This is a genomic window from Ruegeria sp. CDSA079, from assembly GCF_059612245.1.
On the sequence record NZ_JBXWQF010000023.1, the window covers coordinates 1 to 23,559 of the forward strand.

The following is a 23,559-nucleotide window of genomic DNA, read 5'->3' on the forward strand; positions in this document are numbered from 1 at the left end:
TCTTCATGATGCTGGTGGTGCTGGGCCTGTCGCTGCCGATTGGCGTGGCCGCCTCGATCTACCTCGAGGAGTTCGCTCCGCAAAACAGGTTTACCGACCTGATCGAAGTGAACATCTCGAATCTGGCTGCGGTTCCATCCATCGTCTTCGGTATTCTGGGTCTGGCCGTGTTCATCCAGTTCATGCACTTGCCGCAATCTGCACCACTGGTTGGTGGTCTGGTCCTGACACTCATGACATTGCCAACGATCATCATCTCAACCCGCGCCTCGCTGAAGGCGGTTCCACCGTCCATCCGCGATGCGGCGCTTGGGGTAGGGGCCTCGAAAATGCAGGCTGTGTTCCATCACGTACTGCCACTCGCCGCGCCGGGCATCCTGACCGGTACTATCATCGGTCTGGCACAAGCTTTGGGTGAAACCGCGCCGCTGCTGCTGATCGGTATGGTTGGTTTTGTGGCCCGCGGTTATCCCGATGGCTTCCTCGCAGGCTTTACCGAGCCGAACTCGGCCATGCCCGCGCAGATCTACACTTGGGCCTCGCGCGCTGATGTCGGGTTTTACGAGAAAGCCTGGGGCGGCATCATCATCCTTTTGATGTTCCTGCTGACTATGAATATCATCGCAATCATCTTGCGCCGCCGCTTTGAACGCCGCTGGTAAGAGGGGGCAACAATGAACGACATGACACGAGTGGAGAGAGCCGTGGACTCCAAAGATATCAAGATCAACGCCAAAAAGGTTCAGGTCTATTACGGTGACACCCATGCCATCAAGGACGTGGATGTAGCGATCGAAGACAAGACCGTAACCGCCTTTATCGGCCCGTCGGGCTGCGGCAAATCCACGTTTTTGCGGTGTCTGAACCGGATGAACGACACGATCGATATCTGCCGGGTTGAAGGCGATATCCTGCTGGATGGCGAAGACATCTATGACAAGCGCGTTGACCCGGTTCAGTTGCGCGCCAAGGTGGGCATGGTGTTCCAAAAGCCCAACCCATTCCCCAAGTCGATCTATGATAACGTGGCCTATGGGCCGCGCATTCACGGTCTAGCTAAAAACAAAGCCGATCTGGATGATATCGTTGAAAAATCCCTGCGTCGTGGCGCCATCTGGGATGAGGTTAAGGATCGCCTGCACGCACCCGGGACCGGCCTGTCTGGTGGTCAGCAGCAACGCCTTTGTATTGCCCGTGCCGTTGCGACTGAACCTGAGGTTCTGTTGATGGACGAGCCGTGCTCGGCATTGGACCCGATCGCGACCGCGCAGGTTGAAGAACTGATCGACGAACTGCGAGCAAACTATTCGGTAGTGATCGTGACCCACTCGATGCAACAGGCAGCGCGTGTCAGTCAGAAAACCGCCTTCTTCCATCTCGGCAATCTGGTCGAGTTCGGAGAGACTGGCCAGATCTTCACCAACCCCGTAGATCCGCGCACGGAAAGCTACATCACCGGCCGCATCGGCTGAGCACAGGTATTCACAAATGTCCGATTTGACCGAACAACATATTGCATCCGTTTTCGACCGCGATCTCGAAGCGATCCAAGCGCATATCATGAAGATGGGCGGTCTGGTCGAGGCCGCTATAATGAGCGCGGCGCGCTCGCTGGAAACCCGCGACGCGGAACTGGCGCAGCAAGTGCGGCAGGGCGACAAAGCCATTGATGCGTTGGAAGATATCATCGACGAGGAAACGGCCCGCTTGATCGCGTTGCGTGCTCCCACAGCCAGCGATCTGAGATTGGTGCTTTCTGTGCTGAAAGTCTCAAGCAATCTTGAGCGGATCGGAGACTATGCCAAGAACATCGCAAAGCGCACCACGGTGTTGGTTGATGCCGGAGAGATCAACGGTAGCGCCGCAGCGCTGCGGCGCATGGCGCGCGAGGTCGAACGGATGCTGCGCGACGCGCTGGATGCCTATATTCAACGTGATGCGGAGCTGGCCACCGATGTCATCAATCGCGATGAAGATGTCGACCAGATGTACAATGGTCTGTTTCGCGAGTTCCTGACCTACATGGCTGAAGACCCGCGTAACATCTCATCATGTATGCACCTACATTTTATCGCCAAGAACATCGAACGCATGGGCGATCACGTGACCTCTATTGCCGAGCAGGTGGTTTATCTGGTCACCGGCGAACGTCCGGCCGAGGCGCGCCCGAAGGCTGACACCACCTCGCAAACCTTGTAGGAGACAACCAAGATGTCCGCAGAACAACCCACGGTTCTGGTGGTCGAGGACGAGCTGGCACAGCGTGAAGTCCTGGCGTACAACCTTGAAGCAGAAGGTTTTCGCGTGTCCAAGGCCGCAAGCGGCGACGAGGCCATGTTGCTGGTGGATGAAGACTGCCCGGATATCATCGTGCTGGACTGGATGATGCCTAATCTCAGCGGCATCGAAGTTTGCCGACGCCTAAAAAGCCGGCCCGAGACACGTTCGATTCCGATCATCATGCTGTCGGCGCGCACCGAAGAAGTCGACAAGGTGCGCGGCTTGGAAACGGGTGCGGACGATTACGTGGTCAAACCATATTCCGTTGTCGAATTGATGGCACGTGTCCGCACTCAGCTGCGCCGGGTTCGTCCGGCAACGGTTGGCATTCGGCTGGAGTTTGACGACATCGTTCTGGACTCTGAGACCCATAAAGTCAGTCGCGACAGCAAACCTCTGAAACTGGGTCCTACCGAATTCCGGCTGCTCAGCACTTTCATGGAAAAGCCGGGCAGGGTCTGGAGCCGCGAGCAGTTGCTGGACCGTGTTTGGGGCCGGGACATCTATGTGGATACCCGAACGGTTGATGTTCACATCGGACGGCTGCGCAAAGCGCTGACACAACATGGTGGTGAAGATCCTGTGCGTACCGTACGCGGCGCAGGGTATGCTTTGGGCTGAGCGCCATTGGTTCGAGTACAATGAGCGACGGTTCGGTGGAGCGAGGCAAGTACTTTCTCAGCCTGTTGTTTGTGTTCTCGACGGTGCCTTTCTGTCAGTGAGCCTGCGGGTCACAGAACCAGCTGTCCGCTCCGATCCTGCCTGCTCGACAGGGAAGTGTGCCATTTCTACTTTGCTAATGTGAGACATTCTAACATTGCAGCTGCAACTGGGTGTAACGGATAATTGGTATTATGGTAAAGGATTGCAAACTTGATTAACTTCATGCAAGCAGACATTGTTCCTGCACTCAAGCTGAGCGCCCTGGAACGTAAATGGACTTAGAAAACAAAACTGTTGTCGTAACTGGTGCCGCGCACGGCATTGGTCGAGGAATGGCAGAACGCTTTGCCCATGAAGGTGCACAGGTCGTGTGTTCAGATATCGACGATGCCGGCGCGCATACTTTGGCGGATCAAATCGGTGGCCATGCGTTTCCCTGCGACGTGGCCAACGAAGATCAAATCAAAGCACTGATCGACTTTTCAGAAGACACTGTCGGCCCAATTGATTTGTTTTGCGCAAATGCCGGAATTCTGACGCTTGGCGGTTTGGACGTACCGGATGAAGACTGGGAACGGATTTGGAAAATCAATGTGATGTCGCATATTTGGACAGCGCGGCATATGGTTCCACGCATGATTGCGCGCGGCGGCGGATACATTTTGACGACCGCGTCAGCCGCCGGTTTGCTGAACCAACCAGGTGCAGCTCCGTATGCTGTAAGCAAACACGCCGCCGTTGGCTTCGCAGAATGGCTTGCGTTAACATACGGATCGCACGGGATACGGGTCTCGGTTTTGTGCCCACAAGGTGTCCGGTCAAAAATGACCGAAGGACACGAAGTGTCAGTAGCATCGATTGACGGAATGCTTGACCCCAGTGATGTCGCCGAGGCTTGTATAGAAGCTATAAACGCCGAACAGTTTCTGGTTCTGCCGCATCCGCAAGTTTTGGACTACATGCAGCAAAAATCAGCGGATTATGACAGATGGCTATCTGGAATGATCAAGTTAAATCAGAAATTTAACAGCATCTCTTAACGATTTTTCTGAACCTTACGCATTAACCCTTCCTGAGCCACAGAGGCAATCAAAGTGCCGTCTTCAGAATAGATGGAGCCGCGATTGAAGCTGCGCCCCTGCCCCGTCCAAGGTGAATCCATCACATACAGATGCCAATTCTGAAACTGGACGGGCGCATGAAACCAAAGCGCGTGGTCGAGGCTTGCGCCATTGAACTCTCCGGTAAACCAACTCAGGCCGTGTGGTCGCAAGCCTGAGGACATGAGGTTCATGTCGGACGCATAGGCCAATAAAAGATGCTGTGTTCTCGCATCGGCGGAGGCCGCAGCGGCCATACGAAACCAGGTCTGGTTCCGGTCATCAGAGACTTTAGGGGTAAATGGGTCTAAATGGTCCACTTCGCGTACTTCTATTGGTCTTTCGCGCAACAACTCGCCGCGCAGGCGCTCGGGCACTCGGTCAACATAGGACTGCCGCAATTCGGAACGGGACGGATAGTTCTCGGGCGCGTTTACGGGTGGCATCGGATGCTGATGATCCCAGCCTTCATCCTGAACGTGGAACGACGCAGACATGTTCAGGATCTGCTTGCCGTGCTGAATGGCAACGACGCGGCGGGTTGTGAATGAACCTCCATCTCGCGCTCTATCAACTTGATAAATAACAGGTTGTTCAGGATCACCAGGTCGAATGAAATAAGCATGGAGCGAATGGCACAGACGGTCTTCCACAGTCCGGTACGCCGCAGCCAAAGCCTGCGCGATGACCTGCCCGCCGAAAATTCGCGTTGGTGTTTCACCGCCGGACCCCGTTCCACGGAACAAATCGACTTCAAGCCGTTCAATATCCAGAAGATCCAGTAAGATGCGTTCCGCTTCGGTCATGTTGTGCTCGCACAGTCAGTTACTCGACCCCCGGGTATCAGTCCGGTTGCGATCATTCAATCATGGCAGCGTGAACCAACGCCTTTAGCTCGGCCCGAGATGGGTAGGAACTTGACGGCGATAATTGGGTGAAAAACACGGCCGTCAGATCATTTTGCCAGTCGACCCAGAAGTAGGTCGAGGCCATGCCGCCCCAACTGAAATCCCCAATTGAACCTGGCACCCGCACCCGTCCCGGGTTCAAAACAACCGACCCTGCGAGGCCAAAGCCCATGCCCTCCATTGGCTGTTCCGCAAAACTCTTGGGGCCCATCGACGCGATATCGCCTGGTAAGTGATTGCGCATCATAAACTCTACGGTCTTAGGACCCAGCAAGCGGTGCCCGTTCCCAGTGCCGCGATTGCGCAGCATGTCTGCAAACCTGGCATAGTCATCAAGTGTTGAAATCAGCCCGCCGCCACCCGAAAAGGTCGTTGTGCGAATGAATGGCGACCCTTCATAGCTGTCGACCAATCGCAGGCTGTCACCCCCCTGATCAGCCGAATTGAGCGCCATGGCATCTCCTGCCAGAGGTGTGTAGAGCGACGCAAATCGGTCCCCTGCCCCAGATGGCACTGAAAAGCCGGTATCGCGCATATCCAGCAGTTTAAAAATGTGCTGCTGAAAGAACTGCTCCAGCGTCTGACCTGATACTACTTCTATCACGCGCCCCAGCACATCTGTGCCAACCGAATACTCCCAACGCGTCCCCGGCTGAAAGGCCAATGGTAACCTTGCCAGGTCTCGCACGCGATCTTCCAGAAGCCCTCGATCAGGCTTGAACATAAGATCTTGCTCTTCCATGGCTTCGGGCAGAGTTCCGGGGTTGAAGGGATAGCTGAAACCGCTGGTATGTGTCAGCACCTGATGCAAGGTTGGCGACGGCGCATGTTCCGTCTGATCCAAGGCTTCGGCCCTTGGAGCAAGCGCGCGCATGTGTTTGAATTCAGGCAAGAATTCCGATAACGGAGCATCCAGATGGAACGATCCGCGTTCAGCCAGCATCATCAAGGCAACCGACGTGATCGGCTTGGTCATGGAATAAATGCGCACCAGCGTGTCGCGTTGAAATGGCAGGTTGCTTTCCAGATTGCGCAGGCCGCTTTTGTGAAAAAAGACCTCGGACCCGTTTTGGCGCAGCAGAAAAGACGAACCTGCGTATTTCCGTTGCTCAACATAGCGGTCCATCCAGATCCGAATCCGATCCAAACGCGCCTGATCAAACATCAATTCTTGTTGCGGCATTAGACCTTTTCCATCCGGTTGTCCGTGCTGAGTGTGTCGGCTTGAGAGTTGAATTAACAGTGATATCTTACGCCAAAACTGGTTTCGTCTCAGACGAAGCAAGCCTGCCACACGTTGAAATGTTAGACTGTGTTAACCCAGATTCGCAGGGTGTGTTTTGGGACGATCACTCCAGACAACCGGAAAGGTAAAACATGACGCAAAATATCGATTTTGTTTATGACTTTTGCAGCCCAAACGCTTTTCTGGCGCTCAAAATGCTGCCCGATCTTGCGGCGCGGCACGATGTTCAGATCACCTTTGTTCCTGTTCTTCTACCTATCGTTTTCAAGGCGACCCACAACCAAAGCCCTTTTCAAGCCTTCTCAGAGAACCGCCAGAAAACGGCCTATTTGACTCATGACTTACACCGTTTCGCGCGGCGGCGCGGGTTGAGTTTTCATATGAGCCCACATTTCCCGATAAACACGAAATTTGCGATGCGTGGCGCACATTTTGCGCGAGGAAAATCATGGGAAACCAAATATATAAATGCTGTTTTTGATGCTATTTGGGTGCATGGGCAAAAGGCCGGCGAAATGGCCGTGCTTATAGACATTTTGCAGGAAAACGAATTGCCCGCTCGCAAAATCCGTGAGGCCATGACCAATCCTGAAGTTAAACAAGACTTGAAGGCACAAACCAAGGCCAATGTACGGCGCGGGGTGTTCGGTGTTCCCAGCCTTTTTGTTGGGTCTGAGATGTTTTTTGGCAAGAACAGTCTAACGAATGTCGAGATAGAGCTTTCGAAGAATAGTAGTGATTAACATCAGGCTGTTACGGCGTTATTCTTATGTGCCGCGCAGCGCTTTCAAACCATGCTGGGCAAAGAGTGGTACGTAGGCACCATACGCCTTGGCGCGTTCCGGGTCTGAGGCATTTCCGTCCAGCGCCCGCTTGTATACACCCTGCAATATTCCTGCCATGCGGAAGAAATTGAAAGCCAAGTAGAACCCGAAATTGTCGATGCCCCCCAAGCCGCGTTGTTTGCAATATCGGGCGACAAAGTCTTGGTCGCTGGGCAGGCCCAAGCTTTCGCGATCAATTCCCGCCAATCCGCGTCCTTGGTTTCCCGGAGGCAGCTGCCATTGCATGATCACGGCCGCCAAATCCGCATAAGGATGACCTATCGTTGACAGTTCCCAATCCAGAACACCGATGCAGCCAGTTCCATTTGATGCGAACATCAGGTTGTCGATACGATAATCCCCATGCACAAGCGTACGCTGCCCGTCATCTTCGGGTACCGAATTACCCAGCGCGGACACCAGAGCGTCCATGTCTTCAATCACCGAAGTCTCTGACGCGCGATATTGCTTGGTCCAACGTGCGATCTGGCGTTCATAGTAATTGCCCGACGGCCCATAGTCGGACAAGCCCACGGCATCAATGTCGACCATATGCAACTGGGCAAGAACCCTGTTCATCTCATCCATTACAGCCGTGCGCGTTTCGTTGCTTTCGCCTTGCAGGGTTGGTTCCGGAAAGACCCTGCCGTGCAGACGCTCCATCACATAAAAGGCTGAGCCGATAACGCTGTCATCTTCGCACAGCAGGAACATGTTGGGCACGGGCACCTGACTGCCTGCCAGCGCGCTTTGAACTCTGAACTCGCGATCAACTGCATGAGCCGATTTCAGCAGAACGCCGGGTGGCTTTCGCCGCAGCACATAGGTGTTGCCGGGCGTTCGAAGCTCAAAGGTCGGGTTGGACTGCCCAACCGCGAACTTCTTCGCCTCCAGCGGGCCTTCGTAACCGGAAAGATTTGCGCTGAGATACCTGTCTACCGCAGCAAGATCCAGATTGGTGTCAGTGCTCATGGCTTGTCTTCCACTCACAAGGCTTCTGCAAAGATGTTGCCCGCCGTCACCACGTTGATTCCGCCTGAAACCGGGATCACTGCTCCGGTCACATAACTGCCGCCGCGCCCGCACAGAAACAGCATGCAACCTGCAATGTCTTCGTCGCGCCCGACCCGGCCCAGCGGAACCGATTTGCCCACCTTTTCGCGGGTGCCCTCGTCCGCCGTGGCAAATGCTGTCATGCGAGAGACAAACGGTCCCGGCGCCAATGCGTTAACCGTTATGTGGTATGGCGAAAGCTCTTTAGCCATGATCTTGGTCAGATGCAGAACTGCGGCTTTTGAGGCCGAATAGCTATACGCTCCGTCCCCCATAGGCACTTCACCCATCACAGATCCCACATTGACGATCCTGGCAGGATCATCGGCTGTTCCAGATTTCATCAACAAAGGCAAAAGTCGCTGTGTCAGTTCGAAAATCCCTGCGACATTGACAGACATCACCTTACCCCAAGCGTCATAGGGAAACTGACCCAGCGGAGCACCCCAGGACACGCCTGAGTTATTCATAAGAATATCAAGCTTTTCCGTACGCTTTCGAATGTCAGAGACAAGGCTTGCGATACCTTCCTCGCTCCCGATATCTCCGGTAAAACCCTCGGCGCATCCCGGTGCATCCAATGCGTTCAGCTCAGCCGCCACCTCGGCGCACGCATCCCCTTTGCGCGAGGCGATCAAAACGCGCGCGCCAGCCCTGACCAACGCCTCGGCCGCCATGCGCCCGATCCCTGTCGCGCCACCTGTGACGAGTGCGGTCTTGCCCTCAAGAGAAAACAGGGTGTCTGGCGTCATAATTGTACTCCTCGCTTTAGTTTGTGCCTGTTAGAGCCTGTTATGACCCACCTATTGCCGTTACGGCAAACGGCGGTCGTTCACGTTGACAAACTCATCGTCGGCACCAAAACTTCCCAAAGACAAGTTACAGGCAGAACAGAGGTCGTATGCAAGCGTTACTCAGCGTCGCACCGGGCGGACCCGAAACACTGGAACTCACCACCTTGCCCGATCCGCAACCCGGTAAGGGGCAGTTGTTGGTTGCTGTCAAAGCGGCTGGCGTGAACTTCCCGGATACGCTGATTATCCGGGATCTGTATCAGATCAAACCACCTCGACCCTTTGCTCCGGGAGGTGAGATTGCTGGCGACGTGTTGGCGTTGGGTGAAAATGTCACTGGGTTCAAGGTCGGTGACCGCATTCTTGCTCTGACAGGACATGATGGTTTTGCGACCCACGCAACAATCCGGGCCGACAGTGCCATCAAGATACCTGACGCGATGCCCTATGATGAGGCCGCCTGCTTCATCTTCACCTATGGCACATCTTATCACGCACTCAAGGATCGGGCCAATCTGAAGACAGGCGAAACACTCTTGGTGCTGGGCGCAGCTGGTGGAGTGGGATCTGCCGCTATCGAACTTGGAAAAACCATGGGCGCCAAAGTGATAGCGGGTGTTTCTTCAGCGGAAAAAGCCGAGTTCTGCCGCCGGATTGGTGCGGATGAAGTCGTGATTTACCCGCATGATTTGGACAAAGATGCACAAAAAGCCTTTTCGGCGGAGGTCAAAAGAATTGCGGGCCCAAATGGTGTGGATGTGGTTTATGACCCAGTGGGAGGAGACCTGGCCGAGCCATCCTTACGCTGTGTGGCCTGGAATGGAAGGTACTTGGTTGTGGGGTTCCCTGCAGGCATCCCGCAGATTCCGCTGAACTTGCCCTTGTTGAAAGGCTGCCAGATCGTTGGTGTTTTCTGGGGCGCATCTGTCTTCCGTGATCCCAAAGGACATGCCAGGAACGTCAGTGAGCTGTTCGCGCAGTATGCCGCGGGGCTGATCAAACCCCACATCAGTGCGAGTTTCCCACTGACGCGGGCCCCTGACGCATTAGAGCATGTGTCGAAGCGCTCGGTCCTTGGAAAACTGGTTATAACGATGGAATAGATGCGTGTTACCAAGGCTGGCCTTAAAGCCTCAACCCTGGCCTGGTTGCGTTGAGACTGGTGGACATTCTGGCCTTTTGCCGTCTATGAACCATTAATGGGGATTGTGAAGACATGCATAAAGTACTGGTATTAAATGGCCCAAACCTCAATCTTCTGGGCACCCGTCAGCCCGAGGTTTACGGAAGCACGACTTTACACATGATCGAAGAACACTGCGTTCAGCATGGCGTGTCTGTTGGGTTAGAAGTGACGCATCTGCAATCCAACCACGAAGGTGTCTTGCTTGACGCAATTCACGCTGCACGCGGAGTTCAAAGCGGTCTGGTACTGAACGCAGGTGCGTTCACGCATACATCAATCGCGCTGATGGACGCCATTGCGTCAGTAGAATTGCCAGTGGTCGAAGTTCATTTGTCAAACATACATGCCCGTGAGGCGTTCCGTCACAAATCCTATATCGCTCCGGTCGCTCTGGGCCAGATCTGCGGATTTGGCGCGCAGGGTTACATCCTGGCCCTGGATGCGCTGGCCGTGCACTTGAGAGCAGGTGGTGCGGCATGACCCTGAAAGAATACCTGCGGTTTGTCAGCTACACCAAGACTTTGGAAGATCTTTGGGATGCGCACTGCCGACAAATGAATGAGTATGGGTTTGGGCGACTGATCTACGGCTATACGGTTTATAGAACGGCGACGTCCTTGGGCGACCCCGAGGATTTTGTGATCCTGACCAACCACAAACGCACGTATGTGGACGGGTTTCTGAAAGACGGACTTTATTTTCACGCCCCCATGCTGAAATGGGCGCTGAACAATGAAGGCGCTGCAAGCTGGAAGATGCTGCAGGATATGAAGTCCAGCGGCACTTTGACCAACGAAGAGCGCAGAGTATTCGAGTTCAACAAATCTATGGACGTTGTGGCTGGCTATACGGTTAGTTTCAATTCCGTCTCAATGCGTTCCAAAGGTGCGATTTCCCTTTCAGCAAAGAACGGGATGAGCCAGGAAGAGATTGACGCCATCTGGCAAGAGCATGGCGAAGACATCCTATTGATGAACAATGTGGCACATCTGAAAATTTTGACCTTGCCGTTCAACCCGCCAAACCGGGCTTTGACGAAACGGCAACGGGAAGCTCTGGAATGGGTCGGCGATGGAAAAACCACCCAGGACATCGCGCTGCTGATGGGGCTGACATCGGCCACCGTGGAAAAGCATCTGCGACTCGCACGAGAAGCACTGTCTGTCGAAACAACGGCTCAAGCCGTTCTAAAGGCATCGCTACACAATCAGATGTTCATAATGGAAGCCTGATCGCTACATTTTGACGCCATCCCGCGTCAGTTTACCCTAGGTAAGGAAAACACTACTTTTCAAAACTAGCCCAAAAGTTGCAAAGTGAGAGTGTTCCGTGAGTGGTGGCTTTAGCCTGGGAACATTCGGTTGGATCTTTGCAATACCAGAGCTCTCCAATCACTCTGACAAAGGGGCGTCTATTCATCAGCGCATCAGTGTCGGAATTTTGGGGGGCCCCGACCATCCCCATCAAGCGGGGCCCTCCATTTAAACTTCCCAAATCTCAGATCCGATACACAGCTTGTAGAAATCAAAAAAGGGTCACGCTTGGCGTAACCCTATTGTTTTTCGGGAAAAGGCCCCAAGCGGAGCGTTTTCGAAAAACGTTTAGCCTTGAGCGGCTTTTGCAACTTCGGCTGCGAAGTCTTCTTTTTCGACCACGATGCCTTCGCCAACTTCCAGACGGATGAAACCGGTGATGGTTGCGCCAGCTTCTTTAGCCGCGGCTTCAACGGTCAGGTCAGGGTTCACAACGAAGGACTGGTTCAGCAGAGTTGATTCGGCGACGAATTTCTTCATGCGGCCAACGATCATCTTTTCGATTACCTGCTCCGGCTTGCCGGATTCGCGGGCGATGTCCATCTGAACCTGTTTTTCTTTCTCGACAACCGCAGGGTCCATGTCCGCTTCGGACAGAGCCGCCGGGTTTACAGCTGCAATGTGCATTGCAACCTGCTTGCCGATGGCTTCGTCACCGCCCGACAGAGCAACCAGAACACCGATTTTGCCCATGCCGTTGGTGGCTGCGTTGTGGACGTAGGACACAACGGTGTCGCCAGACAGTTTGGCCATACGGCGCACGGACATGTTTTCGCCAATGGTGGCGATCTTGTCGGTCAGAGTGTCAGCAACGTTCTTGCCGCCCAGATCAGCTGCAAGCAGAGCTTCGACGTTGTCCACGCCTTCAGCTGCATACGCGATCTTGCCAACCATTTCCTGGAACTCTGCGTTTTTCGCGACAAAGTCGGTTTCCGAGTTCACCTCGACAGCAACACCATTGCCACCGTTAACGTGAACAGCGACCAGACCTTCGGCTGCGGTGCGGCCCGACTTCTTGGCCGCTTTGGCCAGACCTTTGGTACGCAGCCAGTCAACGGCCTCGTCCATGTTGCCGCCGGTTTCGGTCAGCGCTTTTTTTGCGTCCATCATGCCTGCGCCGGTCGAGTCGCGCAGTTCTTTAACCATTGCTGCTGTGATTGCCATCTTTGGCTCTCCTCAATTCAAACGGAATTGGGGCAGGTCATACCCTGCCCCATATGTCATTTACGTGACGGGCAGCTTACGCTTCGGCTTTGGCTTCCGTAGCGGCTTCTTCTGCAGGTGCTTCCTCAGCAACGGCTTCTTCAACCGGCGCTTCTTCGAAGGCACCCAGGTCAACGCCAGCTGCACCCATCTGAGCGGTCATGCCGTCCAGAGCGGCACGTGCGGCCAGGTCGCAATACAGAGAGATCGCGCGGGCTGCGTCGTCGTTGCCAGGGATGATATAGTCAACGCCATCGGGCGAGCAGTTGGTGTCGACTACAGCCACAACCGGGATACCCAGCTTGTTGGCTTCGGCGATGGCCAGTGCTTCTTTTTTGACGTCGATGACGAACAGCAGGTCCGGAACGCCACCCATTTCGCGGATACCGCCCAGCGAAGCCTGCAGTTTGCCCTGGTCACGTTCCATGCCCAGACGCTCTTTCTTGGTCAGGCCTTCGGCGCCCGATTCCATCGCTTCATCGATCTGGTTCAGACGGTTGATCGACTGGGAAACGGTTTTCCAGTTGGTCAGCGTGCCGCCCAGCCAGCGGTGGTTCATGTAGTACTGAGCCGATTTCTCAGCCGCTTCAGCGATCGGGCTTGCCGCCTGACGCTTGGTACCAACGAACAGAACGCGGCCGCCTTTTGCAACGGTGTCACGAACGGCCTGCAGAGCCTGATCCAGCATCGGAACGGTCTGGGTCAAGTCCATGATGTGGATGCCATTGCGCGAGCCGTAGATGAACGGGCCCATGCGGGGATTCCAACGCTGTGTCTGGTGACCAAAGTGAACGCCAGCTTCCAGCAGCTGACGCATGGAGAACTCGGGAAGAGCCATGCTATTTTCCTTTTCCGGTTTACGCCTCGGCGGGGGTGAAAGAAGCGGATGCTCCAACCGGCGGGCCAGATAGGGATTTCTCCCCTACAAAGCCCAAACCCCGCCTGCGGGTTTGAATGGCGCGCGTATACGGCAGGATTGAAAGCAGCGCAAGGGCCAATTGCCCTTATTTTTCAAGCAAAGCCAAAGCATGGGCGTGCCTGACCGCCTCTTCGCAGTGAGCGGCCAGCGCCTTTCGATTATCAAAGTCGCTGACCCGCGCAGGTGCGTGGTAGATCAACTCGACATACCCTTGTCTGCGCGCCCCGAGCGTCTTCAACAGATGCGGGCCGAACTCCATATCTCCCCACCAGCCATAAAACCGTTTGGGCTGCCCTTTGGGCGCGTGAAAGACGACCGAAACCGGCTGGATATACAAGAAATCGCGCAATTCATCTGCGAAGAACGCGGCAAAGAGCGTTGTTTTAAATGGTAAAACACGCAATCCATCCGTCGAGGTGCCTTCTGGAAAGAACAGCAGCTTGTGACCTGCTTTCAGACGGGTCTCAAACACTTTGGTCTGTTCTTTGGCCTTCGCCCGGTCTCGTTGGATGAACACGGTTCCGGTTGCACGCGCCAACCATCCGATTCCGGGCCATTTTGCAACCTCGGCCTTCGACACAAAATAGACCCTCTTACGCGCGTTCAGAGCGAAAATATCCAACCAGGAAGTATGGTTGGCCACCACTGCCCCCTGCTCTTTCATCAAAACGCCGGAGGTTTTGAACCCCATACCAAGAATACGAAATGCATTCCGGCAGACAAATTGCGAGATGAACGGCGTCACGGGCCGGTGCACCCCGCACAACGGATACTCGATCAACCGGACAGCCAAAAGAACGATCAAGCCGCCAAAAACCAGAAGAGCCAGCGGCACCCCGCGCACAATGACCAAAATCCAAAGGATCACTCCAGGGTCGACCGGATCTGGCGCATCCTCACTGTTCCAAGCCGGATCGTTCACGATTGTCAGGCTCCGCCATACATGCGGCGCTGCCGGTCGTTCATACGAGCGGTGTCTAGGATCAGGCACACATCGGTGGTGTTGAACTTATGATCTATAAAGGCACCCTCACCCACGAAACCGCCGAGTCTCAGGTAGGCTTTTATCAAAGCTGGCACCTGAACCATGGCAGCACGCCGATCCAACGAGTCTTTTGCGACCAAATCCATGGGCTGAAAAACGTCAGGTTGCGCTCTTACCCGCAACTCAGGCGGTGCTAGATGGTTGTGATGCAACATGGACAACGGCTGCGCCAATGCGGTGACATCCGTGCCGTGGAAACTTGCCACCCCGAACAGCACCTCAATCTCGCGCTCGGCGACATAGGCCGCCAGACCGTTCCACAGATGATACAGGGCGGTGCCGCCGCGATAGTCGGGATGCACACAAGACCGACCCAGTTCCAGCAACTTGCGGCCGCTGTTCTTCAGCACCGTCAGATCATATTCATCTTCCGAATAGAATTGACCCAAATCCGCCGCACGTTCGCCCGGCAACATCCTGTAAACACCGATGATTTCGCCCGTGCTGTCATCATAGGCCAACATGTGATCGAAATACGGGTCAAACCGGTCTTTCTCCAACTCCGCCTCGTGATCGACCAATTCGCCGCCTCCACCCAGCTCGCGCACGAAGACGTCATAGCGCAGGCGTTGCGCAGCTTGTATCTCCGCCTCGGTCTCAGCCAGCTTGATAGTGAAGGATGGGCCTGTATCCGGCATAAGGAGTGTGTCCGTTTTTCTTTTCGCCGCTGATACCGCAGTTGGTCAGTCGAAGGCAACAACTGCTGGTTTGGTCACAGTTGTTAACCTTTCCTAAACCAGTTTCACGGATCAAAGACCGGCATCAGGGCGATGCGCGTTCCGTCGATTACCACTTTCCCCTGCTCGCGAAAGTTCACGGTGATCTTGCCTGCGATGTTGGATTGAACCTGTCCAACGCCCCATTCGGGAAAATCCGGGTGGCGGACAAACATGCCCGGTGCAAGAATAGCATTCATGTCTGTCATAGGGGCTCCTGGTTCCGGTGGCAGATACAGCAGGAGGTACGCATGGGCGCTACAGACGTCAACCTGGCCGAGTTGATCGGCTCTCGGATCTGCCACGATCTGATCAGCCCTATTGGGGCCATCACCAACGGGCTTGAGCTGTTGGACATGGTTGGCGCGGTGCAAGGCCCCGAGATGGAACTGATCTCGGGCAGTGTGGGCAGTGCGGGCGCGCGCATTCGCTTTTTTCGCGTGGCCTTCGGCTCGGCCAGCGACCAACCGCTTGGGCGGGCCGAAATCACCGAACTGCTTAATGATGTAGAACGCGCGGGTCGTGTGCGGGTCAACTGGCACCTGACTAAGCCTGTCTCGCGCAATCAGGTCAAACTGGCCTTTCTGGCATTGATGTGTTGCGAAAGCGCCATGCCGCTGGGTGGCACGGTCGACATCACAAGCCAGGGTGAGGCATGGACCGTCACAGGTTCAGCAGACAAGCTGAACGTAGACAGCGACTTATGGAAACACGTAACCACGGGGCGTTTTCCGAACAAACTGACCCCAGCGCAGGTACAGTTTGCCTTGTTGCCGGAAACAGCCAAAGCGGTAGGACGGCGCATCGCGGTGGAAACCGCCGCAACGCGCGTTTCGCTCAGGTTTTAAGCCCGGGTCGTTCCATCCCCACGGACGAGATACTTGAAACTGGTCAGTTGCGCCGCGCCCACTGGTCCGCGCGCGTGCATCTTGCCCGTAGCTATCCCGATTTCTGCCCCCATTCCGAATTCACCGCCGTCTGCGAACTGTGTCGAGGCGTTGTGCATCAGGATGGCACTGTCGAGACGTTCAAAGAAGCGTGCCGCCGCCGAGTCGTCTTCGGTCATGATGCAATCGGTGTGGTTGGACCCAAATTGCCGGATATGTGCAATCGCCGCGTCAATATCTGCTACGGGTTTGGCCGCAATCACACTATCAAGGAATTCCTTACCCCAGTCGTCTGACGTCGCGGCCTGTGTGCCCTCAACCGCCAGCGCACCTTCGGCATGCACCTCGACACCGGCAGCTAGCAACGCCGAGATGACCTCGCGGCCCAGAGTTTCAACGACATCCTGATGTACCAACAGGCATTCAGCCGCACCGCAGATACCGGTTCGGCGGGTCTTCGCATTCAGAACGACATCCAGCGTTTTTTGCGGATCGGCGGCTTTATCGATGTAGATGTGAACAATGCCTTCCAGGTGAGCGAAGACCGGCACACGGGCCTCGCGCTGCACCAGACCCACCAACCCCTTGCCACCGCGCGGGACGATGACATCGACATAATCAGTCAGGGTCAGCAACTCCTGCACCGCCGCGCGATCTCGCGTGGGCACCAATTGAATGGCGTCCTCGGGCAAGTTGGCGGCCTTCAACCCTTCGACCAGGCATTCATGGATCGCGGTCGACGAATGAAAGCTCTCGGACCCACCACGCAAGATGACTGCATTGCCGGATTTCAGGCACAGAGCACCTGCATCGGCGGTCACATTGGGTCGGCTTTCATAGATCACGCCAATGACGCCCAAAGGCGTACGTACCCGCTCAATCTTCAATCCAGTGGGGCGTTCCCATTCGGCCAGAACCTCACCTACCGGATCGGCTTGATCCGCCACGGTGCGCAACCCATCGACCATGCCCTGAACACGGCCCTCATCCAGCATCAGACGATCCATCATCGCCGGGCTCAGGCCCTTTTCACGGCCAAACGCCAGATCCTTCTGGTTCGCTTCGATGATTTTTGCCCGATTAGCCCAAACCGCATCAGCTGCCGCAATCAAGGCGGCATGCTTGCGTTCGGCGCTTGCAAAAGCCAGATCACGCGAGGCCTCTTTGGCGCGTTTCCCAAGATCGGCCATCAGAGCGGGAATGCTGTCGAAATCTTTCATGTCGCGTGCCTTTCAGGTCGTCTTTCTCAGTGCTTACAGGGCCAGATCATCCCGGTGGATCAAGGCCGCGCGGCCCGGGTAGCCTAGCGTCGCCTCAATCTCGGAAGACTTGCGCCCCTTGATCGCGTCAGCCTCTTGCGCGGTATAGCGGCTGATCCCTTGGGCCAGTCTGCGGGCATTGGGATCGAGAACAGCAACCGGATCACCACGCCCGAAATCGCCAGTCACCTCGACAATACCTGCAGGCAGCAGGCTTTTGCCATTGGCCAGAGCATTCGCAGCCCCGTCATCCACTGTGATCTCTCCGCGTGGTTTCATCGCAGAAATCCAACGTTTTCGGGCGGCGTGAGGGTCCAGAGTCGCCGTGAACCAAGTTGAATTTGCACCGTTTACCAGCGATTTCAGTGGGTTCAGAGTCGATCCTTCAGTAATTGCCATTGCGCACCCACCCGCGGTGGCCATCTTGGCGGCCAGAAGTTTTGTCTTCATCCCACCCTTGGACAGGCCCGAGCCTGCATCACCTGCCATCGCCTCAATTTCGGGCGTGATCCGATCAATAGTCTCGAACCGCGTGGCCGAGGCGTCTTCGTTCGGATTGCCCGAATAGAACCCGTCTACATCGGACAGCAGGATCAGTTGGTCGGCCCCAACCGTTACCGCAATCTGCGCGGCCAGGCGGTCATTGTCGCCATATCGGATTTCGTCCGTAGCGACGGTGTCATTCTCGTTCACGATCGGAACAACACCAAGGCCCAGCAACGTTTCCAGAGTGGCTCGTGAATTCAAATAGCGACGGCGGTTCTCGCTGTCTTCCAGCGTCACCAGCACCTGTGCCGTTGTGATCTGATGAGGTGTCAGAGCCTCTTCATACGCCCGTGCCAGACGGATCTGACCCACCGCGGCGGCAGCTTGTGATTTTTCCAAAGGCAGCGCAGCCATCGGTAAGCCCAGCACACCGCGTCCCAACGCAATTGACCCGGAAGAGACCAGAATAACATCTGTCCCTTGCCCCTTGAGCCAGGCCACATCCTGAGCCAATGAAGTCAACCAGTCCGACCGAAGCAATCCGGTGTTGCGATCCACCAGCAAAGCGGACCCGATCTTCACCACCAGACGCCGCGCTGAGGTCAGGGCTGCCAAGACTGCGCCTCCTCAGCAGGTATCTGGCGCACACGATTGTCGTCAATCTGTGACCGCAACGCGCGCAGAACCTCGGTCACACCCAGATGCGCAACGCCCGACATGGTCATGACGGGGCCGCCAACAGCCTCTTTCAGTTCGGCTTTGGCTAATTCACGCTCTTCATCGTCCAGAGCATCGATCTTGTTCAGAACGGTAATTCGGGGTTTCTCAGCCAGTTCGCCACCATAGGCTTCAAGCTCGTGAATAATCGTACGGTAATCTTCGGCAACCGATTCCGAGGTGCCATCAACAAGATGCAACAGCACCGCGCAGCGTTCAACATGGCCAAGGAACCGGTCTCCGATGCCGCGGCCTTCATGCGCGCCTTCGATCAGACCGGGGATGTCGGCCACCACAAATTCCACGTTGTCGACACCCACAACGCCCAGATTGGGGTGCAGCGTGGTAAAGGGATAATCCGCAATCTTCGGGCGCGCATTCGACGTCGCCGCAAGAAAGGTGGATTTGCCTGCATTGGGCATACCCAACAATCCAACATCCGCAATCAGCTTGAGCCGCAGCCAGATGGTTCGGTCGATACCCGCCTGCCCCGGATTGGCGCGGCGTGGCGCCTGATTGGTGGCGGACTTAAAGTGCAGGTTGCCAAACCCGCCGTTACCACCTTTGGCCAGCAGAACCCGTTGCCCAACTTCAGTCAGGTCGCAGATGACGGTTTCTTCGTCTTCATCCAGAATTTCAGTGCCCACAGGGACACGCAGAACGATATCGTCACCGTCCTTACCTGTACGCTGCTGACCTCGGCCTGGTTGGCCGTTCTTGGCAAAGAAATGCTGCTGATAGCGAAAGTCGATCAGGGTGTTCAGCCCGTCCACAACTTCGACCCAGACGGAACCGCCTTTGCCGCCGTCCCCGCCATCTGGGCCGCCGTATTCAATGTACTTTTCGCGCCGAAAGCTGACGCACCCGCCACCGCCGGCCCCGGACCGGATGTAGACCTTTGCAAGATCGAGAAATTTCATGTGTGTCCCCTACTGCAAAGGCCCCATCGGCCACAAGTCAGAGTTTTTTACTGTATGTCCAGGTGGGCACATTCGCATCGCGCGCCACCGAATAGCTTTCTGCATCGCCAAGATACTGGAACCCGCAATGTGTCAGAACCCGAGCTGATGCCGGATTGTCCTGAAATACGCTGGCAAACATGGTGGCGTTCTCCAGCGGGTTGGCGTTTACCAGAGCTTCGACAGCCATCGAGGCAATGCCCGTATTCCAATAGATCGGAGCAACCCAATAGCCGACTTCGGACTGATTCCTATCCAGCCGCTTCAGCGTGATCAGACCAATCAGTTCCGGCCCGCCATCTTTGATGGCATCCATAACCCAGACATCTTCGTCCCGGTCTTCAGCCATTGAACGGGTCACAAAGGCCTCGGTCGAGCCGGGCGCCAGCGGATGTGCGATACTGGTCGTCATGCGCGCCACACGCTCGTCACCGGCGTAGTGCTCGATCAGTCCCATATCCGACCGACGCAAAGGGCGCAGATCGAACCGCTCGGTTTCTATGACCGGCTGATTTATTATTGCTTCAAGCTTCATTGGTGTGTTCCTCCTCCGAACAACACGAAAAGTACGGACGCAACCGTAAGGCCGGCCAACGTCCACATCAGATATTTTTCAACTGGCTGTCCTTCAACCGCGTGGGCAATTCTATCGCCCGCAAAAGTCCAGATTGGATGAAGAACCGCCTGACAAAACAACAAACAGAGAGCGATCGTAATCGTCGCTTCAAAAGTAGGTGTCCCCGCAGCCACAAACCCGGTGAACCCGGCGATGATCATGGCCCAAGCCTTGGGATTGAGCGGATGAACAATCAATCCGGCCAGAAACCCAGGGGCTTTCCCGTCAGCCTGTTGCCGCGACAAGCGCGTATTGGCAATTTTCCAAGCCAGCCACATTATATAGGCCGCCGACACGTATTTGAGCGCCGTAAACACCGCAGGTGCCTGCTCAGCGAGATGCAACAAACCAAAACCAACCGGCCAAATGATCAGCTGCTTGCCCAGAATAACACCGCCAACAAAAGGCAATGCTGCCCGAAACCCATAACGCGCACCTGTTCCTAGCAGGACCATATTGGCCGGTCCCGGCGTGCCGACCTGAGAGGCGGCAAAGATCAGGAAACTGGTGGTTGCGACTGTCATCGGTTTGTTTGATCACGACTTCGTTAAAACGAAAAAGGGACCGGCACTTTGTGCCGGTCCCCCATGAATTTTTCTTAAACCTTCTGGGTTTCGGCTTACTCTGCGGCCTCCGCCACTGGCAGGACCGAAATGAAGGTGCGGTTTTTGAGCCCCTTGTGGAACTTCACGGCGCCATCGACGGTTGCAAAGATGGTGTGATCTTTGCCAATGCCTACGCCTTCGCCCGGCCAGAACTTGGTGCCGCGCTGACGCACGATGATGTTGCCTGCGATGGCAGCCTGGCCACCATACAGTTTCACGCCAAGGCGGCGACCAGCTGAGTCGCGACCGTTACGGGAGGAACCGCCAGCTTTTTTATGTGCCATTCTCTCTCTCCTTAGCCTTTAGCCAGCTCTTTGGCCTGCTCAACCCATTCGGGTTTCACTTTGACCGTTTCGATAGCAGCAATCTGCTCGTCCGACAAGGCGGCCAGAGCGGCAAAGCTCTCGATACCGGCCTCGTTCAGCTTTTTGGCAGCGGCAGGGCCGACGCCGGTCAGCGCGGTCAGATCGTCCGCAGCAGCAGCGGCGGGTGCTTCTGCCTTGGCTTCTGCTTTCTTGGCAGGCTTTGCTGCCGGAGCAGCTTCGCCAGCAGGCGCGGAACCAGTAGCAGCTTTCAGGCCCGACTTGTCTGCGCCAGATGCCAGAATGTCGGTGATCTTGACCAGAGTCAGTTTCTGACGGTGGCCAACGGTACGCTTCGAGCTGTGCTTACGACGGCGTTTGACGAACTTGATGACCTTGTCACCTTTGATCTGTTCGATCACTTCGGCCTGTACGCCTGCGCCTTCAACGAAAGGTGCACCAACAACCGGAGCATCGCCGCCCAGCATCAGAACATCGTTGAATTGAACTTTTTCACCTGCGTCGGCAGCCAATTTTTCAACGCGGAGGATATCACCCGCCTGAACCTTGTACTGCTTGCCGCCAGTCTTGAGGACCGCAAACATGCGTCTTTCCTTTTCATTCCCGCGTTCTGTGGTCCCCTTCCGGGTGTTTCTGGCTTTCGCCACCTCGAACAGCGCGCCCTTTTTCGGGCTGTGTGACAGACCCTTTCGACATGTCTTAAGGGTCAAATAATAACGATACCCGGCGCGGATTACCGGCCGGGATGCGCGCTTATCCATAGATTGAAGGGAAAAGTCAACACCAAAGCAGCGTTACAAGTCCGACGCCCTGAGCGCACGTGCAACCGCTTGCCCCAACTGATAGGAAATATCGTTGAACATGCGATCAAACCCCTCAAATAACGCGTCGTTCAGGGCTTGTCCGGTATCCGTTCTGGAAAAGGCAATATTCTCTCGCATCTGTGTCTCGTCCAACGGGCGATAGGCCAGCAGCAGAAAGGCATAAAGCCAGGCTTCGGTGTCCTCTGCCCTGCTTTCCTTTTGGGACAAAAGCTCGGCCAACAAATCCTGCGTGTCGGCTCTGGACTCAACATCAAGACCGCGAAAGAAGTTGTAATCCGACGTCAACGACCCCTGAACATTCTTCTCAACCAGATCATTTGCTTCGATGTATTCCTCGACCAAAGCAAACCGTATGGTCGTACGCTCGGTCGCTTCAAATGCATCACGGGCCATATCTTCGATCGCGGGGTCCGACATGGCTTGACGGGCCGAGTTTTCCAGCGTCACGACGGTCTGACCAAGATCGCTTTCAAAAAACACGATGGCTTGATCAAGCTGCGCGTCCGACATACCCACCTCAAGCGCATCGGTCAGGTGGTCCTGCATCCAAAGCGGTTCGTAGATGTCGTTGACCTGAGCCTCGAAATACGCGCCACCCGAATTGTTCAGCAGCGTTTCATCCAGATTTTGTCGGTGCAGCTGCCCTTCCAGAACCAGAACTTCCATGACGTCGGACAAATGCATGGCCTGTGCCAGCCGGTCGATCCTTTCATTGGCCAACACGGGCGACCCCAACAGGGCAAAGACCAAGACCGGCGCAAAACTCCGCATCAAATATCCTGAGCGGGATGCATATCAGCCATCCGCGAGGCTAGAATCTCGAACCGTCTGGCCATGATCTCGAATTGTATGACGTTCAGAAGTTCATAGACTTCCTGCATCAATGGCTGTTCAAGCGCTTCGACATAGGCATCCACGTCTTCATCCGAAAAGTCCTGATAGGTGTAAGCCGCCCCTGCAAGGCTGGACAGTTGCAGCGACTGGCGCAACGCAGGCTCATTTCGCTTCAAAAACGCGCGCAACCCGTCTGCATCCAATTGCAGTTCGATCACCCCCGACGCGCTTGCCGCCAGAAGGAAGCGCAGCTGTATCTCCTGCCACGCCCGCACCGCTGTTTCGGTAGAATCGATTGCCGAATTCATCCGCTTGAAACTTTCGACCCGCTGCGACCCGTCTATGATAAGGTCTGAAATGATCTGCTGACCTTCCAATTGCTTGGCCTCGCCGTCCTCAATCATATGTGAAGCATTTTCCACTTCCACCAGACGCTGTCCCAGATCGGACGCATAGAATTCAACCGCATGTGTCAGGGCCTCGCTACTCAGTGTTTCCTCAAGGATGGAAACGGCGGTCTCATGCATGGTCTCAATGTCAAACACCTCATCCGTCAGGCGCGCCCAGTCCGAGCCGAACCCGTTCGGATCAATGCCCAGCATCTGAGGTGCAGAACGAGAGCTGAGCGCGATGCTTTCCAGCGCCACGTCAAATCCGGTTGTGGTCAGAAAAGCCTCGATCCGATCGCGGTTGGCCGCTGACAAAGGAGCAGCAGTAAGCAGAAACGCCAGGACCGGCGCCAAAAGAAGAAACGCAAAGCGATGTGCATGCTGTGTCATATCATTTAGAGTAGGTGTTT

The 23,559-nt window shown here is 55.5% G+C and carries 28 protein-coding genes and 1 pseudogene; 10 read left to right on the top strand and 19 right to left on the bottom strand.

Translation table 11 applies throughout. The features are described 5' to 3' along the window. From pstA to phoB, 4 genes are all read left to right on the top strand, one after another. Window positions 1-662: phosphate ABC transporter permease PstA (gene pstA / locus AC2FJZ_RS18845; RefSeq protein ID WP_496779558.1), on the top strand; the 662-nt coding region annotated here is incomplete at its 5' end. 12 nt (window positions 663-674) lie between these two features. Then, a complete protein-coding gene (gene pstB, locus AC2FJZ_RS18850) occupies window positions 675-1,472 on the top strand; it encodes a phosphate ABC transporter ATP-binding protein PstB (protein WP_496779560.1) in 798 nt (265 codons plus the stop codon). A gap of 25 nt (window positions 1,473-1,497) precedes the next feature. Continuing rightward, a complete protein-coding gene (gene phoU, locus AC2FJZ_RS18855) occupies window positions 1,498-2,199 on the top strand; it encodes a phosphate signaling complex protein PhoU (RefSeq protein ID WP_050602579.1) in 702 nt (233 codons plus the stop codon). A 12-nt stretch (window positions 2,200-2,211) separates the two neighbouring features. Beyond that, entirely contained in the window at window positions 2,212-2,901 is a 690-nt protein-coding gene (gene phoB, locus AC2FJZ_RS18860; RefSeq protein WP_050602472.1) for a phosphate regulon transcriptional regulator PhoB, read from the top strand. A gap of 25 nt (window positions 2,902-2,926) precedes the next feature. On the opposite strand, the pseudogene AC2FJZ_RS18865 reads toward phoB, so the two are convergent. After that, window positions 2,927-3,037 (bottom strand): annotated as a pseudogene (locus tag AC2FJZ_RS18865) (IS30 family transposase); the annotation flags it as partial. A gap of 178 nt (window positions 3,038-3,215) precedes the next feature. On the opposite strand from AC2FJZ_RS18865, the gene AC2FJZ_RS18870 reads away from it, so the two are divergent. Beyond that, window positions 3,216-3,983 (top strand): SDR family oxidoreductase, encoded by a 768-nt coding sequence (locus AC2FJZ_RS18870; RefSeq protein WP_496669915.1) that lies wholly within the window; start codon window positions 3,216-3,218, stop codon window positions 3,981-3,983. Here the strand turns inward: AC2FJZ_RS18870 and AC2FJZ_RS18875 are convergent. Next, the gene (locus AC2FJZ_RS18875; protein ID WP_496779562.1) at window positions 3,980-4,849 is read right to left on the bottom strand and encodes an acyl-CoA thioesterase; all 870 of its coding nucleotides are present in this window, start codon (window positions 4,847-4,849) and stop codon (window positions 3,980-3,982) included. The two genes, AC2FJZ_RS18870 and AC2FJZ_RS18875, sit on opposite strands and share 4 nt — an antisense overlap. A gap of 52 nt (window positions 4,850-4,901) precedes the next feature. Next, window positions 4,902-6,134, bottom strand: coding sequence for a serine hydrolase domain-containing protein (locus AC2FJZ_RS18880; RefSeq protein WP_496779564.1), 1,233 nt, complete (start codon window positions 6,132-6,134; stop codon window positions 4,902-4,904). Between the two features lie 194 nt (window positions 6,135-6,328). On the opposite strand from AC2FJZ_RS18880, the gene AC2FJZ_RS18885 reads away from it, so the two are divergent. Beyond that, entirely contained in the window at window positions 6,329-6,940 is a 612-nt protein-coding gene (locus AC2FJZ_RS18885) for a 2-hydroxychromene-2-carboxylate isomerase (protein ID WP_496779566.1), read from the top strand. A 24-nt stretch (window positions 6,941-6,964) separates the two neighbouring features. On the opposite strand, the gene AC2FJZ_RS18890 is transcribed toward AC2FJZ_RS18885, so the two are convergent. Both AC2FJZ_RS18890 and AC2FJZ_RS18895 read right to left on the bottom strand, forming a co-directional pair. Beyond that, complete coding sequence (locus AC2FJZ_RS18890) at window positions 6,965-7,993, bottom strand: phosphotransferase family protein (protein ID WP_496779568.1); 1,029 nt, start codon at window positions 7,991-7,993, stop codon at window positions 6,965-6,967. 14 nt (window positions 7,994-8,007) lie between these two features. After that, window positions 8,008-8,826 (bottom strand): SDR family oxidoreductase, encoded by an 819-nt coding sequence (locus AC2FJZ_RS18895; RefSeq protein WP_496779570.1) that lies wholly within the window; start codon window positions 8,824-8,826, stop codon window positions 8,008-8,010. A 149-nt stretch (window positions 8,827-8,975) separates the two neighbouring features. Here AC2FJZ_RS18895 and AC2FJZ_RS18900 point away from each other — a divergent pair, with 149 nt between their 5' ends. The 3 genes from AC2FJZ_RS18900 (at window position 8,976) to AC2FJZ_RS18910 (ending at window position 11,286) form a co-directional block, all read left to right on the top strand. Next, window positions 8,976-9,971 (top strand): NADPH:quinone oxidoreductase family protein, encoded by a 996-nt coding sequence (locus AC2FJZ_RS18900; RefSeq protein ID WP_496779572.1) that lies wholly within the window; start codon window positions 8,976-8,978, stop codon window positions 9,969-9,971. A gap of 113 nt (window positions 9,972-10,084) precedes the next feature. Beyond that, window positions 10,085-10,534, top strand: a complete 450-nt coding sequence (gene aroQ, locus AC2FJZ_RS18905; RefSeq protein ID WP_050602465.1) for a type II 3-dehydroquinate dehydratase — start codon at window positions 10,085-10,087, stop codon at window positions 10,532-10,534. Next, window positions 10,531-11,286, top strand: coding sequence for a LuxR family transcriptional regulator (locus AC2FJZ_RS18910; RefSeq protein ID WP_496779574.1), 756 nt, complete (start codon window positions 10,531-10,533; stop codon window positions 11,284-11,286). The genes aroQ and AC2FJZ_RS18910 overlap by 4 nt, the downstream gene beginning before the upstream one ends. 369 nt (window positions 11,287-11,655) lie before the next feature. On the opposite strand, the gene tsf is transcribed toward AC2FJZ_RS18910, so the two are convergent. The 5 genes from tsf to AC2FJZ_RS18935 form a co-directional block, all read right to left on the bottom strand. After that, window positions 11,656-12,531 (bottom strand): translation elongation factor Ts, encoded by an 876-nt coding sequence (gene tsf, locus AC2FJZ_RS18915; protein ID WP_496669905.1) that lies wholly within the window; start codon window positions 12,529-12,531, stop codon window positions 11,656-11,658. Window positions 12,532-12,607: 76 nt separating this feature from the next. Then, window positions 12,608-13,408: a 30S ribosomal protein S2 gene (gene rpsB, locus AC2FJZ_RS18920; protein WP_050602462.1), complete on the bottom strand. Its 801-nt coding sequence runs from the start codon at window positions 13,406-13,408 to the stop codon at window positions 12,608-12,610. Between the two features lie 166 nt (window positions 13,409-13,574). Beyond that, on the bottom strand, window positions 13,575-14,411 hold the full coding sequence (olsA, locus tag AC2FJZ_RS18925) for a lyso-ornithine lipid O-acyltransferase (protein ID WP_496779576.1): 837 nt from the start codon (window positions 14,409-14,411) through the stop codon (window positions 13,575-13,577). Between the two features lie 5 nt (window positions 14,412-14,416). Further along, on the bottom strand, window positions 14,417-15,172 hold the full coding sequence (gene olsB / locus AC2FJZ_RS18930) for an L-ornithine N(alpha)-acyltransferase (protein ID WP_496779578.1): 756 nt from the start codon (window positions 15,170-15,172) through the stop codon (window positions 14,417-14,419). 104 nt (window positions 15,173-15,276) lie between these two features. Then, a complete protein-coding gene (locus AC2FJZ_RS18935; protein ID WP_050602459.1) occupies window positions 15,277-15,459 on the bottom strand; it encodes a DUF3553 domain-containing protein in 183 nt (60 codons plus the stop codon). Window positions 15,460-15,501: 42 nt separating this feature from the next. Here AC2FJZ_RS18935 and AC2FJZ_RS18940 point away from each other — a divergent pair, with 42 nt between their 5' ends. Beyond that, on the top strand, window positions 15,502-16,098 hold the full coding sequence (locus AC2FJZ_RS18940; protein WP_496779580.1) for a histidine phosphotransferase family protein: 597 nt from the start codon (window positions 15,502-15,504) through the stop codon (window positions 16,096-16,098). Here AC2FJZ_RS18940 and AC2FJZ_RS18945 read toward each other — a convergent pair. The 9 genes from AC2FJZ_RS18945 to AC2FJZ_RS18985 form a co-directional block, all read right to left on the bottom strand. Further along, a complete protein-coding gene (locus AC2FJZ_RS18945) occupies window positions 16,095-17,357 on the bottom strand; it encodes a glutamate-5-semialdehyde dehydrogenase (RefSeq protein ID WP_496779582.1) in 1,263 nt (420 codons plus the stop codon). The genes AC2FJZ_RS18940 and AC2FJZ_RS18945 overlap by 4 nt on opposite strands. Before the next feature lie 33 nt (window positions 17,358-17,390). After that, window positions 17,391-18,497 carry a glutamate 5-kinase gene (proB, locus tag AC2FJZ_RS18950; RefSeq protein ID WP_496779584.1) on the bottom strand — a complete coding sequence of 369 codons (1,107 nt, stop codon included), beginning with the start codon at window positions 18,495-18,497 and terminating at the stop codon, window positions 17,391-17,393. Continuing rightward, window positions 18,485-19,519 carry a GTPase ObgE gene (obgE, locus tag AC2FJZ_RS18955; protein ID WP_496779586.1) on the bottom strand — a complete coding sequence of 345 codons (1,035 nt, stop codon included), beginning with the start codon at window positions 19,517-19,519 and terminating at the stop codon, window positions 18,485-18,487. The genes proB and obgE overlap by 13 nt, the downstream gene beginning before the upstream one ends. Before the next feature lie 37 nt (window positions 19,520-19,556). Further along, window positions 19,557-20,093, bottom strand: coding sequence for a GNAT family N-acetyltransferase (locus AC2FJZ_RS18960; RefSeq protein ID WP_050602454.1), 537 nt, complete (start codon window positions 20,091-20,093; stop codon window positions 19,557-19,559). After that, window positions 20,090-20,698, bottom strand: a complete 609-nt coding sequence (locus AC2FJZ_RS18965; protein ID WP_496669894.1) for a LysE family translocator — start codon at window positions 20,696-20,698, stop codon at window positions 20,090-20,092. Before AC2FJZ_RS18965 ends, AC2FJZ_RS18960 begins: the two co-directional genes overlap by 4 nt. A 95-nt stretch (window positions 20,699-20,793) precedes the next feature. Next, window positions 20,794-21,063, bottom strand: a complete 270-nt coding sequence (gene rpmA / locus AC2FJZ_RS18970; protein ID WP_050602452.1) for a 50S ribosomal protein L27 — start codon at window positions 21,061-21,063, stop codon at window positions 20,794-20,796. A gap of 11 nt (window positions 21,064-21,074) precedes the next feature. Next, a complete protein-coding gene (locus AC2FJZ_RS18975) occupies window positions 21,075-21,686 on the bottom strand; it encodes a 50S ribosomal protein L21 (protein ID WP_050602451.1) in 612 nt (203 codons plus the stop codon). 210 nt (window positions 21,687-21,896) lie between these two features. After that, window positions 21,897-22,697 carry a DUF2059 domain-containing protein gene (locus AC2FJZ_RS18980; protein ID WP_496669893.1) on the bottom strand — a complete coding sequence of 267 codons (801 nt, stop codon included), beginning with the start codon at window positions 22,695-22,697 and terminating at the stop codon, window positions 21,897-21,899. Then, complete coding sequence (locus AC2FJZ_RS18985) at window positions 22,697-23,539, bottom strand: DUF2059 domain-containing protein (RefSeq protein ID WP_496779588.1); 843 nt, start codon at window positions 23,537-23,539, stop codon at window positions 22,697-22,699. Before AC2FJZ_RS18985 ends, AC2FJZ_RS18980 begins: the two co-directional genes overlap by 1 nt. Between the last annotated feature and the right edge of the window lie 20 nt (window positions 23,540-23,559).

What these genes read in the sequence shown, in the direction of transcription:
- pstB (WP_496779560.1), top strand. Translation starts at nt 675, where the DNA reads ATGAACGACATGACACGAGTGGAGAGAGCCGTGGACTCCAAAGATATC.
- phoB (WP_050602472.1), top strand. Translation starts at nt 2,212, where the DNA reads ATGTCCGCAGAACAACCCACGGTTCTGGTGGTCGAGGACGAGCTGGCA.
- AC2FJZ_RS18870 (WP_496669915.1), top strand. Translation starts at nt 3,216, where the DNA reads ATGGACTTAGAAAACAAAACTGTTGTCGTAACTGGTGCCGCGCACGGC.
- AC2FJZ_RS18875 (WP_496779562.1), bottom strand. Translation starts at nt 4,849, where the DNA reads ATGACCGAAGCGGAACGCATCTTACTGGATCTTCTGGATATTGAACGG.
- AC2FJZ_RS18880 (WP_496779564.1), bottom strand. Translation starts at nt 6,134, where the DNA reads ATGCCGCAACAAGAATTGATGTTTGATCAGGCGCGTTTGGATCGGATT.
- AC2FJZ_RS18885 (WP_496779566.1), top strand. Translation starts at nt 6,329, where the DNA reads ATGACGCAAAATATCGATTTTGTTTATGACTTTTGCAGCCCAAACGCT.
- AC2FJZ_RS18890 (WP_496779568.1), bottom strand. Translation starts at nt 7,993, where the DNA reads ATGAGCACTGACACCAATCTGGATCTTGCTGCGGTAGACAGGTATCTC.
- AC2FJZ_RS18895 (WP_496779570.1), bottom strand. Translation starts at nt 8,826, where the DNA reads ATGACGCCAGACACCCTGTTTTCTCTTGAGGGCAAGACCGCACTCGTC.
- AC2FJZ_RS18900 (WP_496779572.1), top strand. Translation starts at nt 8,976, where the DNA reads ATGCAAGCGTTACTCAGCGTCGCACCGGGCGGACCCGAAACACTGGAA.
- aroQ (WP_050602465.1), top strand. Translation starts at nt 10,085, where the DNA reads ATGCATAAAGTACTGGTATTAAATGGCCCAAACCTCAATCTTCTGGGC.
- AC2FJZ_RS18910 (WP_496779574.1), top strand. Translation starts at nt 10,531, where the DNA reads ATGACCCTGAAAGAATACCTGCGGTTTGTCAGCTACACCAAGACTTTG.
- tsf (WP_496669905.1), bottom strand. Translation starts at nt 12,531, where the DNA reads ATGGCAATCACAGCAGCAATGGTTAAAGAACTGCGCGACTCGACCGGC.
- rpsB (WP_050602462.1), bottom strand. Translation starts at nt 13,408, where the DNA reads ATGGCTCTTCCCGAGTTCTCCATGCGTCAGCTGCTGGAAGCTGGCGTT.
- olsB (WP_496779578.1), bottom strand. Translation starts at nt 15,172, where the DNA reads ATGCCGGATACAGGCCCATCCTTCACTATCAAGCTGGCTGAGACCGAG.
- AC2FJZ_RS18935 (WP_050602459.1), bottom strand. Translation starts at nt 15,459, where the DNA reads ATGACAGACATGAATGCTATTCTTGCACCGGGCATGTTTGTCCGCCAC.
- AC2FJZ_RS18940 (WP_496779580.1), top strand. Translation starts at nt 15,502, where the DNA reads ATGGGCGCTACAGACGTCAACCTGGCCGAGTTGATCGGCTCTCGGATC.
- AC2FJZ_RS18945 (WP_496779582.1), bottom strand. Translation starts at nt 17,357, where the DNA reads ATGAAAGATTTCGACAGCATTCCCGCTCTGATGGCCGATCTTGGGAAA.
- obgE (WP_496779586.1), bottom strand. Translation starts at nt 19,519, where the DNA reads ATGAAATTTCTCGATCTTGCAAAGGTCTACATCCGGTCCGGGGCCGGC.
- AC2FJZ_RS18960 (WP_050602454.1), bottom strand. Translation starts at nt 20,093, where the DNA reads ATGAAGCTTGAAGCAATAATAAATCAGCCGGTCATAGAAACCGAGCGG.
- AC2FJZ_RS18965 (WP_496669894.1), bottom strand. Translation starts at nt 20,698, where the DNA reads ATGACAGTCGCAACCACCAGTTTCCTGATCTTTGCCGCCTCTCAGGTC.
- rpmA (WP_050602452.1), bottom strand. Translation starts at nt 21,063, where the DNA reads ATGGCACATAAAAAAGCTGGCGGTTCCTCCCGTAACGGTCGCGACTCA.
- AC2FJZ_RS18975 (WP_050602451.1), bottom strand. Translation starts at nt 21,686, where the DNA reads ATGTTTGCGGTCCTCAAGACTGGCGGCAAGCAGTACAAGGTTCAGGCG.
- AC2FJZ_RS18980 (WP_496669893.1), bottom strand. Translation starts at nt 22,697, where the DNA reads ATGCGGAGTTTTGCGCCGGTCTTGGTCTTTGCCCTGTTGGGGTCGCCC.
- AC2FJZ_RS18985 (WP_496779588.1), bottom strand. Translation starts at nt 23,539, where the DNA reads ATGACACAGCATGCACATCGCTTTGCGTTTCTTCTTTTGGCGCCGGTC.